Source organism: Neisseria sicca VK64 (assembly GCF_000260655.1).
GTDB lineage: Bacteria > Pseudomonadota > Gammaproteobacteria > Burkholderiales > Neisseriaceae > Neisseria > Neisseria sicca_B.
Window position 1 is genome coordinate 56828 of record NZ_AJMT01000008.1, and the last position, 11744, is coordinate 68571.

An 11744-nucleotide genomic window follows, 5' to 3' on the forward strand; every position below is an offset into this window, starting at 1 on the left:
TTTTGTCAGCCCGAAAATCACGCGCCGATTATACGCTGGGAACACGGACAAACAAAGGTCGTCTGAAATTCGGTTTTCACGATGAAAACCTTTTCAGACGACCGTTTTTAGTTATAAACATCAGGCAAACGAATGTTCCGCAGCGGGGAAGGTTTTGGCTTTGACTTCATGGACATAGGCTTCAACGGCGGCCTGAATGCTATCTTTACCCTGCATGAAATTTTTGACGAATTTGGCGGTTTTTCCCGGAAAAATGCCGAGCATATCGTGCATGACCAAAACTTGTCCGTCGCAATCCACACCTGCACCGATGCCAATGGTCGGGCAAGAGACGGTTTCGGTTACTTTTTTCGCCAATTCTGCCGGTACGCATTCCATCAATACGATGGCGGCACCCGCTTGGTCGTGTGCTTTCGCATCTACCAACAAGGCTTCCGCCTTATCGCCCCGCCCCTGCACTTTGTATCCGCCAAAGGCAAACACGGACTGCGGAGTCAAGCCGATATGGGCGCAGACGGGAATGCCGCGCATTTGCAGGAATTCAGTGGTTTCCGCCATCCAAACGCCGCCTTCGAGTTTGACCATATGCGCGCCTGCCACCATCAGTTCGGCAGCGGCGGCAAACGCCTGTTCTTTACTCTGCTGATACGCACCAAAAGGCAAGTCGCTGACAATCATCGCGTTTTCCGTACCGCGTGCGACGTTTTCGGTGTGATAACACATATCGCGCAGGCTGACGGGCAGCGTGGACTTGCGCCCCTGCACGGTCATGCCCAAGGAATCGCCCACCAGCAAGACATCGACTCCGGCGTTATCCATCAACGCGGCAAAGCTGGATTCATAGGCGGTCAGCATGGCGATTTTTTCGCCTTCTGCCTTCATCTTTTGCAGTGTGTTCACAGTAATCATTAGAATGTGTTCCGCCTTTTTCAGACGACCTTTTAGATTAAAACGGGCTATTATAGTGAAATGGCCGCCGCCCTGCCACCCGAACGGCAAACGCAAAACAGCCCGACTGCTTTCACAATCGGGCTGTTTGATTGGTGCCGGCACCAAGAGTCGAACTCGGGACCCCCTGATTACAAGTCAGGTGCTCTACCAACTGAGCTATACCGGCAAAGAAGCCGAATTATGCCGTTAACTGCCCCGCTTGGCAATAGCTTACTGCCCACAAAGTAAATTTTTATAAAAAATATCTGATTTAAAAAGAAATTTATTTCAGACGTAATGATTACACCATATATAAACCAAGCCGCTCAGGCATATAGCCGAAAGGTCGTCTGAAAAACACCCGCACAAAAAGCATTTCAGACGACACTCTGATAAAATACCCCCCTTTCCCCTCCATCCGTCCACATCATGCCACGACACCCCTACCGCCGCCTGCGCCCCGCCAAGTCTGACCTGCCCGAAGTCGGCATTTCCGAAGAAGGCAATATCCGCTCGTTGCATCTGGGCAGCGACACCATCCAAAGCTCGATGAACCTCGACCATCCCGCCGAACTGGTTTTATCGTACAGCCGCGCGATGATGGGCTGGCTTCTGTTTGCGGAAGAAACGCCGAAACACATCACCCAAATCGGTTTGGGCGGCGGCTCGTTCGCACGCTGGATAGACAGCTACCTGCCCAACACCAAGCAAACCGCCGTGGACATCAACCCGCAGGTCATCGCCGTCGCCCGCAGCCTGTTCGAGCTGCCGTTTGAAGGGGAAAACTTTGAAATCGTCGAAGCGGACGGCGCGGAATACATCAAAGTGTTCCGCCACAATACCGACGTGATTTTAGTGGACGGCTTCGACGGCGAACAAATCATCGACGCGCTGGTGGAAGAACCTTTCTTCCAAGACTGCCGCCACGCCCTCTCGCCCGACGGCGTGTTCGTGACCAACTGGTGGAGCGGCGACAAACGCTACCAACGCTTTATCGAACGCCTGCTCAACGTCTTCGAAGGCCGCGTGCTGGAACTGCCCGCCGAAAGCCACGGCAATATGGCGGTGATGGCGTTCCAAAGCAGCCCGAAAGAGCAAAACCTCGACAAGCTGAAAAAACGCGCGGAAAAGCTAAGCGGACAATACGGCTTGGATTTCAAACGGATGTTGAACGATTTGAAAGCAAGCAACCCGAACAACGGCAAACATTTTTATCTGTGAGATGAACAGGTCGTCTGAAAACCCAAATACAGATTGGACGACGGCAACACCTGATAAAGCAATAACCCCGCCCTCACAGCACACACAAAATAAAGGAAAACCCATGTTGAAACCTGACATCATCCAAATATCCGGCCCTGTCGGCCTGCTCGAAACCATCTTCCTGCCTGCCGCGCAAACACCTGCACGCGGTGTGGCAGTCATCAACCATCCCAACCCGCTGCAAGGTGGCACGAACACCAACAAAGTCATCCAAACCGCGGCCAAAGCCTTATCGCAACTCGGTTTCCACTGCTACCTGCCAAACCTGCGCGGCGTAGGCAACAGCGAAGGTACACACGATTACGGACGCGGCGAAACGCAAGACTGCATCGCCGTCATCGACTATGCCCGCGCGCAACACCCCGAAGCCGAACTGTTCGCATTGGCAGGTTTCTCCTTCGGCGGCTATGTCGCCACCTTCGCCGCCCAAGAGCGCGAACCGGATTTGTTGCTGCTTATCGGCGCGGCAGTACACCACTACACCGACCGTCCCGAGCCTTCAGCCGTCCCGGACATTACCAAAACCCTGATGATTCATGGCGCAGAAGACGAAGTCGTTGAAATCAGCAAGGCTTGGACATGGGCGGAACCGCAAGGTTTGCCCGTCATCACCATCGCCGGCTCATCCCATTTCTTCCACGGCAAACTCATCGTCCTGCGCGATACCATCGCCCGATTCGTGCCGTCGGTTTTACAACAAAAATAAACGGAGCATCATATTAAATATTATGATGCCAAACCTTGCCGTGCAGCTTGTCCATACTGAATCCAATATGACAAACAACACAGCATGACCGCCGTTTTAATTGCCTAAACAATATTTTCAGACGACCCCGCTGACTATATAATTCCGCCTATTGCCTTTATTTTAATGATCCAGAATCCAATCATGCGTTACAAACCTCTTTTACTCGCCCTGCTCATCGGTTTCGCTTCGCCTTCTTTCGCCGCCAAAGACGCGCCCAAGGAAAAGGCTGCGCCTGTCAAAAAAAGCGTCAAAGACAAAAAAGACGCCGAACCTGCTAAAAAAGAAGCTGCCAAAGACAAAGCGAAACCTGCCGCGAAAAACACTAAGGACAAGGCGGAGGACAAGCCCGTAGCCAAAAGCAAAAAGGAAACTGCCGAAGCGGCGAAAAACGAGCGTGCCAAAGAACGCAGAAACGACAAAGAAACCAAAAAACAAGATAAAGCCGACAAAACCAAAAAAGGCGAAGCCAAAGCGGAAGAAAAGGCAGGCAAAGCCGTTCCCGCAAAAGCCGAGCCTGTAAAAGGCAAAGACAAAGCGGCAGACAAACCCGCAGCCAAAAATAATGTAAAGGCAAAAAAAGAAGCCGCCGAGTTGCCTAAAAAAGACGAAGCAGCGGCAAAACAAGATAAAAAATCCGTCGAGAAAAAAGCGGACAAAGCCGATAAGAAAACCGCTGCCGCCGATTCAGACGACTTCAAAGCCGCAGTAACCGCCGCCGCCAATGATTTGGAAAGCAAAAAATCACTGCGCAGCCGCAATGAAGGTTTCATCATTCACGTCAATACCACGTTGAAACAATTGCAGCAAAGCCGTATCAACCTGTCCGCCATCAACCGCCAACAGCGCGACGCATGGGATAAATTCCAAAAGCTCAATGCGGATTTGAACTACCTGAAAACTCAGGTATCGAATACGCGCGCACAAATTTCCCGTTTCGTTTCAGGCAACTATAAAAACAGCCAACCCAACGCCGTTGCCCTGTTCCTGAAAAATGCCGAGCCGGGTCAGAAAACCCGCTTCCTGCGTTACACCCGCTATATCAACACTGCCAACGATCAAGTCATCAAAGACCTTGAGAAGCAGCAAAAAGAGCTGGCAGCGCAAGAGCAGAAAATCAACAACGAGCTGGCATACCTGAAAAAACTTCAGGTCAACATCCAGTCCTCGCTGCGCCGCCAAGGTGTAACCAACACTGCCGAACAGGCGGAAAGCCGCCGCCAAAACGCGCAGATGGCAAAAGAGGCGCAGAAAAAAATCAACCACAAAGAAAACGAACAACGCCTGAACAATCTGTTGAAAGACTTGGAAAAGCGTAAAGCCGAGCAACGCCGCCAGGAAGCCGAAGCGCGTAAAAAAGCCGCCGAAGCCCGTCTTGCCGCCGCTGAAAAAGCGCGCAAAGACCGCGCCGCCGCCGCGCAAAAAGCCGCCGACGAACGCGCCGCCATGTCCAACCTGACCGCAGAAGACATGAACATCCGCGCGCCTTCCTACGTCAGAATCAGCAATGCCAACAGCTTCAGCCGCATGCAGGGTCGTCTGAAAAAACCGGTCAGCGGCACGCTTGCCGGACTCTTCGGACAAGACCGCGGCGACGGTGAAGTTTGGAAAGGCGTGTTCTACCAAACGACTCCGGCAATCGTCAGCAGCATCGCCGGCGGTACGGTTACCTACGCCGATGAATTGGAAGGTTTCGGCAAAGTCATCGTCATCGATCACGGCGACGGCTATATCAGCATTTATTCAGGCTTGAGCGAAATCGAAGTCGCCAAAGGCTACGCCGTAGCCGCAGGCAACCGCCTGGGCATCAGTGGAACCCTGCCTTCGGGCATGGAAGGCCTGTATCTGGAAGTTCGCTACAACGGGCAGGCAATGAACCCGCTCTCCTGGATAAGCTGACCTGCAAACCGGTTTGACATTTTCAGACGACCTTTTGCCGTATCACGGGGTCGTCTGAAATTTAACAACCCGACCCGACGGCCCTATATTCAAAAGCTTTTACACCCGCGCAGATATTTTTTACGCTAACCCTGTTGTTTAACAAGCGTAAATCGCATACAGTCTTGCGAATGTATATTCAGGTCGTCTGAAGCAATATTTCCCACCCCGTTTCACAGTCATTACGGTCTGAAATGAAATAAGACAAAAAGAAAGCCATTCATAATGTCAACATCCACTTTGAAAAAAGTCGCACTCTACACACTCGGCGCATTCAGCGGTGTCGCCCTCAGCTTGAGCGTTCAAAGCTTTGCCGCCGAAAAAGACAAAAAAGACAACGAAACCCTACCCGTACAATCCATCCGCAACATGGCGGAAGTCTACGGGCAAATCAAAGCCAATTATTACCAAGACAAATCCGACGCCGACCTCTTTGAAGGCGCGATGAAAGGCATGGTATCCGACCTCGATCCGCATTCCGAGTATATGGATAAAAAAGGCTATGCCGACATGAAAGAATCCACCAGCGGCGAATTCGGCGGCTTGGGTATGGAAATCGGTCAGGAAGACGGCTTTATCAAAGTCATCGCCCCGATTGAAGATACGCCCGCCGAGCGCGCAGGCGTAAAAAGCGGCGACTTCATCGCCAAAATCGACAACGTCTCCACACGCGGCCTGACCACCAGCGAAGCCGTGAAAAAAATGCGCGGCAAACCGGGCACCAAAATCACCCTGACCCTTTCGCGCAAAAACGTGGACAAACCCATCGTCGTCAACCTGACCCGCGCCATCATCAAAGTCAAAAGCGTCCGCCACCACCTGCTCGAGCCGAACTACGGCTACATCCGCGTGTCCCAATTCCAAGAGCGCACCGTAGCGGGCATCAACGAAGCCGCCAAAGCTCTGATTAAGGCAAACAAAGGCGCGCCGCTCAAAGGCATCATCCTTGACCTGCGCGACGACCCGGGCGGTCTGCTTGACGGCGCGGTCGGTGTCTCTGCCGCCTTCCTGCCCGCAGACGCAAAAGTCGTCAGCACCAAAGGACGCGACGGCAAAGAAGGCATGGTATTGAAAGCCCGTCCCGAAGACTACATCCGCACGAGCGGCAGAGACCCGCTGGCAGATCTGCCCGCCGAGTTGAAAACCATCCCGATGACCGTGTTGATTAACTCAGGCTCCGCTTCCGCCTCCGAAATCGTCGCAGGCGCGCTGCAAGACCATAAACGCGCCGTCGTCGTCGGTACGCAAAGTTTCGGCAAAGGCTCGGTTCAAACCCTGATTCCGCTGTCCAATGGCAGCGCAGTCAAACTGACCACCGCGCTGTACTACACGCCGAACGACCGCTCGATTCAAGCGCAAGGCATCGTTCCCGACGTCGAAGTCAAAGACAAAGACCGTGCCTTTGAAAGCCGCGAAGCCGACCTCGCCGGACACATCGGCAACCCTCTCGGCGGCGAAGACGTCAACAGCAGCAACGAAATCAGCACGCCTGATTCAAACGAAGCCGCCAAAGCCGACGAAAACGCCAAGTCCAAAAAAGGCAAGGACAAAGAGAAAGACGAAGACCTCTCCAGCCGTCGTATTCCTAATCCTGCCAAAGACGACCAGCTCCGCAAAGCCTTGGATTTAGTCAAAAATCCAGCCGAATGGCAGAAGTCTTTAGGTTTGGCGGCGAAAAAACCGGCTCCGAAAAAAGACAAGAAAGACGGTAAAGACGAAAGCAAATAAGCTCAGTCCGAATCCTTGAAAAAAGGTCGTCTGAAAACGATATGATTGTTTTCAGACGACCTTTTCACACTTCAAAAAACCCATAGGGAAAACATCATGGCAAAAGCCCCCAAAACCATCTACCAATGCACCGAATGCGGCGGCACTTCCCCGAAATGGCAAGGCAAATGCCCGCATTGCGGCGAGTGGAACACGCTTCAAGAAAGCCTGGCCGCGCCCGAGCCGAAAAACGCCCGCTTCCAATCTTGGGCGGCGGACACATCGACCGTCCAATCCCTCTCCGCCGTGACCGCCACCGAAGTGCCGCGCAATCCGACCGGTATGGGCGAACTCGACCGCGTATTGGGCGGCGGTTTGGTCGATGGCGCGGTCATCCTGCTCGGCGGCGACCCCGGCATCGGCAAATCCACGCTGCTGTTGCAAACCATCGCCAAAATGGCGCAAAGCCGCAAAGTGCTGTACGTTTCCGGCGAAGAATCCGCCCAACAGGTCGCCCTGCGCGCGCAACGTTTGGAGCTGCCCACCGAAGGCGTAAACCTGCTTGCCGAAATCCGCATGGAAGCGATTCAAGCGGCGTTGAAACAGCATCAGCCCGAAGTCGTCGTCATCGACTCCATCCAAACCATGTATTCCGACCAAATCACTTCCGCCCCCGGCTCCGTGTCGCAGGTGCGCGAATGCGCCGCCCAACTGACGCGTATGGCGAAACAGATGGGCATCGCCATGATACTGGTCGGACACGTGACCAAAGACGGTGCGATCGCCGGTCCGCGAGTATTGGAGCATATGGTCGATACCGTGCTGTATTTCGAGGGCGACCAACATTCCAACTACCGCATGATACGCGCCATCAAAAACCGCTTCGGCGCGGCAAACGAACTGGGCGTGTTCGCCATGACCGAAAACGGTTTGAAAGGCGTGTCCAACCCGTCCGCCATCTTCCTCGCCAGCTACCGCGACGACACGCCCGGCTCGTGTGTTTTGGTCACGCAGGAAGGCAGCCGCCCGCTTCTGGTCGAAATTCAGGCATTGGTCGATGACGCGCACGGCTTCACCCCCAAACGCCTCACCGTCGGCCTCGAACAAAACCGCCTCGCCATGCTGCTCGCCGTCCTCAACCGCCACGGCGGCATCGCCTGTTTTGACCAAGACGTGTTCCTCAACGCCGTCGGCGGCGTGAAAATCGGCGAACCCGCCGCCGACCTCGCCGTCATCCTCGCCATGCTCTCCAGCTTCCGCAACCGCCCGCTGCCCGAAAAAATGGTTGCCTTCGGCGAAATCGGCCTCAGCGGCGAAGTCCGCCCCGTCGCACGCGGACAAGAACGGCTCAAAGAAGCGGAAAAACTCGGCTTCAAACGCGCCATCGTCCCCAAAGCCAATATGCCGCGCAACGAAAAAGAGTTTCCGAATCTAAAAATCTTCGGCGTTTCCAGCCTGCAGGAAGCCATCGACATCTGCCGCGATGCGGAAAATTGACAGACAGCAACATGAAAGGTCGTCTGAAAACCTATTCCCAGTTTCAGACGACCTTTTCATTCTCTAATACTCAATGCTGTTATAATCCGCAAACCAAGTAAAACAACGACTTCAAAAGGAAAAACATGACACTCAAGCCTCCCGTCCGCATCGCCGTTACCGGTGCTGCAGGGCAAATTGCCTATGCGACCCTGTTCCGTATCGCCGGCGGCATTATGCTCGGACGCGACCAACCCGTTATCCTGCAACTGCTCGACCTGCCACAGGCGCAACAGGCATTGCGCGGCGTGATTATGGAAATGCAGGATTGCGCTTTCCCGCTTCTTGCCGACATCTTCGCCACAGACGACCCCGAAGTCGCCTTCAAAGATGCCGACATCGCCCTCTTGATCGGTGCGCGCCCGCGTACGCAAGGCATGGAACGCGCCGACCTGCTGCACGCCAACGCCGAAATTTTCAAAGTACAAGGCGCGGCGTTGAACAAAGTTGCCCATCGCGACGTCAAAGTCCTCGTCGTCGGCAACCCAGCGAACACCAATGCCTACATCGCCATGAAGTCCGCGCCCGACATCCCGCCGGAAAACTTCACTGCCCTGATGCGTCTCGACCACCACCGCGCCGTCAGCCAAGTCGCCGAAAAAATCAACCGCCCGATTCCTTCCATTGAGCAAATGTGCGTCTGGGGCAACCACAGCCCGACCATGTACGCCGACTACCGCTACGCCACCAGCAACGGCGAGTCCGTCAAAGACATGATTACTGAACCCGATTGGAACACCGAAGTCTTCATGCCGAAAATCGCCGGACGCGGTGCCGCCATCATCGCCGCGCGCGGTTCGTCGTCCGCCGCCTCCGCCGCGAATGCCGCCATCTACCACCTGCGCGACTGGCTGCTCGGCAGCAGCGGCAAATGGATAACGATGGGCGTCCCCTCCGACGGCTCTTACGGCATCCCCGAAGGTTTGATTTTCGGTTTCCCCGTTATTTGCGACGCAGGCAGCTACCGCATCGTCCAAGGCTTGGACTTGTCAGATGAATTCAGCCGCCAACGCATCGCCGCGACACTGGCGGAGCTGGAAGAAGAACGTGCCGCCATACAAGATATGCTTTAAAAGATCGAGGTCGTCTGAAAACCGGTTTCAGACGACCTTTAATCTTGAAACAACTAGTATTCATAATTGTTATTCTCAAAAATTCCTCTTATATTTTAATTATAAAATTAATTTCATTATTGGATGAAAATATGAAAATAAATAGTCAAGAACATGATTTTGAGGTGTTAAATAAATTTATAGAGGAACTACTTAAGTCTCAAGATAGAGAAATTAAAAATAATGAAAATTATATTGCGGAATTAAAATATAGACTAAGGAAAAATTCTCAAATTGAATTAAAATTATCAAATAAATATTTAAAAAAATATAATAATTGGAAAAGTAAAGATGAGTATAACAATCGTTTAAAAGAAGAGATTACCAGATTAAATAAAGCTGAAAATATATTTAAATATTTAGTCAGTGAACAACAAAATGGCAGAGATGATATTGAAAAAATAAATGAACAATCTAAAAAATTGTTTGAATTGCTATATTGGGATGTAAAACTGAAAAATAAGGAATTCAACGAGACAGCCAAGAATATATTGGATTTTTCGAGAGGCTTATCTCCAGTCATTTTATTATTAACGGCATCAGCCATTGGAATAAAGATAGAACAATGGTATGGATATTTAATAGCATTTTTCTTTTTTGTTCTGTCATTCTGTCTTGCAGTAATAAACTATATTGATTTTGCAGATAAGATATTCAACAGATACAAAGGAAAGATTTCATTTGTCGTCATGTTATCCGTATTCTATATAGTTCTGTTTTTTGTAATATTCCAATTTATATCCTTAATAGGAGTGCTGAACAAGTAATTTAAAATAAAAGGCAATATCTAAAATTGATTGAATAGATTTGAAAATTTTTCAGACGACCTCGACTGACATGAATACCACGGAGTCCCCATGACCACATTGGCCAACAAAAAACTCGCCGTCCTCATCGACGCCGACAACGCCCCCGCCGACATCATCGACCGCCTGCTCGAAGAAGTTGCCAAATACGGCATCGCCAGCGTCAAACGCATCTACGGCGACTGGAGCCACGGCCTTTCCAAATGGAAAGCCGCCCTCCTGCCCCATGCCATCATCCCCGTCCAGCAATTCGCCTACACCAAAGGCAAAAACGCCACCGACATGGCGCTGGTCATCGACGCGATGGATTTACTATACAGCGGCAATTTCGACGGCTTCTGCATCGTATCCAGCGATTCCGACTTCACCCGCCTGGCAAGCCGCCTGCGCGAAAGCGGGCTGACCGTGTACGGTTTCGGCGAAAAGAAAACGCCCGAAGCCTTCCGCAAAGCCTGCGACAAATTCATCTACACCGAAATCTTCCATCCCGAAAAACAACGCCAAGAAAAAGAGAAGAACAGCGGCAAAAACAACCCTGCTGCCGAAGAATCCGCCGCCCCCGACGTACTGTCCCTGCTCAAACGCGCCGTGCGCGAAAACGCCGACGACCTCGGTTGGGCAAACCTCAGCCTCATCGGCAGCTACATCAGCAAAATCAATCCCGATTTCGACTCAAGGCTGTACGGCTACGGCAAACTCTCCGACCTCATCAAATCCTTCGACATCTTCGAACACCGCACCGACAACAACCAACTCCAAGTCCGCCGCCGCAAATCCGCCGACAAGCCGGCAGAGAGGTCGTCTGAAAACCCGGTGGGAACCCATCAGGCAGAAGAAACCGTTTCAGACGACCCCAACGCCGCGCCAAAACGCAAAACGCGCGGCAAAAAAATCAACCAAGCCAAGAACGAAAACAACGCGCCAAACCCGACGGCAGACACCGCGCAACCAACACCTGCCAAACCCGAACCGTCCGCCAAAAGCAGCAAACTGCCCGTAACCCGCGTTATCCCCGCCGTGCAGCAGGCAGTCGATACCCACGCCGACGAACAAGGCTAGACGCGCTTGAGCGACGTATCAAAGCAACTCGCCGCAGAAGGTACCGACCCGCAGCAATACGGCTTTGAAACCATAAACCACCTCATCCACGCCATCTACACCGACTGGCTGGAAATCAAAAAAGCCGGCCGCGGCGAACGCCTGCGCGTCAACAAACGCTTTACCGCCAAAGGTTAAGCCATAGGTTTGGAGGAAAAAGCTAATCTGTCGCCCACAATCCACAGAGGTCGTCTGAAAATCTCAAAACCGTTTTAACTTCGTTGAAGCTGCGCTTTCAGACGACCTTTTTTTAAAATCCATCTGCTAAATAGAAAAGGAAAATCATGACTACACGTCATCAACTGAACAACACCGAATTGGCAAACCACACCTTTTTGCAGGATATGTACGACGACGATTATTTCCCGCACAAACTCGTGCAAAAAGGAGAAAACATCCTGGTTGAACTGTGCCGCCAAATCGAAACCGAACAGCCCGAAAATCTCGACGCCCTATACGAACTAACCCACGCAGCTACCGAACGCTTCAACGAATTGGCTGAAGAGTTTGATGAAAACGACAGCGAAATCGAGACCGTCGCTAGAGACACGATTGCCACCGATATGGAATACATCGCCCAAAGCTACGGCTTTGAAGATGCGGACATCG

9 protein-coding genes, 1 tRNA gene and 1 pseudogene are annotated in these 11744 nt (G+C 52.2%); 9 read left to right on the forward strand and 2 right to left on the reverse strand.

What is annotated here, in order from left to right:
• Nucleotides 1-120 precede the first annotated feature (120 nt).
• Together panB and HMPREF1051_RS00870 are read right to left on the reverse strand one after the other, a co-directional pair.
• Nucleotides 121-909 carry a 3-methyl-2-oxobutanoate hydroxymethyltransferase gene (panB, locus tag HMPREF1051_RS00865; RefSeq protein ID WP_036490958.1) on the reverse strand — a complete coding sequence of 263 codons (789 nt, stop codon included), beginning with the start codon at nt 907-909 and terminating at the stop codon, nt 121-123.
• A gap of 132 nt (nt 910-1041) precedes the next feature.
• A tRNA-Thr gene (locus HMPREF1051_RS00870) sits at nt 1042-1117 on the reverse strand.
• Between the two features lie 242 nt (nt 1118-1359).
• Here HMPREF1051_RS00870 and HMPREF1051_RS00875 point away from each other — a divergent pair.
• The 9 genes and pseudogenes from HMPREF1051_RS00875 to HMPREF1051_RS00915 form a co-directional block, all read left to right on the forward strand.
• Nucleotides 1360-2151 carry a polyamine aminopropyltransferase gene (locus HMPREF1051_RS00875; protein ID WP_003762928.1) on the forward strand — a complete coding sequence of 264 codons (792 nt, stop codon included), beginning with the start codon at nt 1360-1362 and terminating at the stop codon, nt 2149-2151.
• Between the two features lie 103 nt (nt 2152-2254).
• Nucleotides 2255-2899, forward strand: coding sequence for an alpha/beta hydrolase (locus HMPREF1051_RS00880; RefSeq protein ID WP_009311957.1), 645 nt, complete (start codon nt 2255-2257; stop codon nt 2897-2899).
• 183 nt (nt 2900-3082) lie between these two features.
• Nucleotides 3083-4837, forward strand: coding sequence for a murein hydrolase activator EnvC family protein (locus tag HMPREF1051_RS00885; protein ID WP_003762918.1), 1755 nt, complete (start codon nt 3083-3085; stop codon nt 4835-4837).
• 264 nt (nt 4838-5101) lie between these two features.
• Nucleotides 5102-6604: a S41 family peptidase gene (locus tag HMPREF1051_RS00890; RefSeq protein WP_003763010.1), complete on the forward strand. Its 1503-nt coding sequence runs from the start codon at nt 5102-5104 to the stop codon at nt 6602-6604.
• Between the two features lie 96 nt (nt 6605-6700).
• The gene (gene radA, locus HMPREF1051_RS00895; RefSeq protein ID WP_036490966.1) at nt 6701-8080 is read left to right on the forward strand and encodes a DNA repair protein RadA; all 1380 of its coding nucleotides are present in this window, start codon (nt 6701-6703) and stop codon (nt 8078-8080) included.
• A gap of 125 nt (nt 8081-8205) precedes the next feature.
• On the forward strand, nt 8206-9192 hold the full coding sequence (locus HMPREF1051_RS00900; RefSeq protein WP_003762913.1) for a malate dehydrogenase: 987 nt from the start codon (nt 8206-8208) through the stop codon (nt 9190-9192).
• Between the two features lie 44 nt (nt 9193-9236).
• Nucleotides 9237-9998 carry a hypothetical protein gene (locus HMPREF1051_RS00905; protein WP_003762914.1) on the forward strand — a complete coding sequence of 254 codons (762 nt, stop codon included), beginning with the start codon at nt 9237-9239 and terminating at the stop codon, nt 9996-9998.
• A 90-nt stretch (nt 9999-10088) separates the two neighbouring features.
• Nucleotides 10089-11273: pseudogene (locus tag HMPREF1051_RS00910) on the forward strand (NYN domain-containing protein).
• 146 nt (nt 11274-11419) lie between these two features.
• Nucleotides 11420-11744: DUF5713 family protein (locus HMPREF1051_RS00915; protein ID WP_003762970.1), on the forward strand; the 325-nt coding region annotated here is incomplete at its 3' end.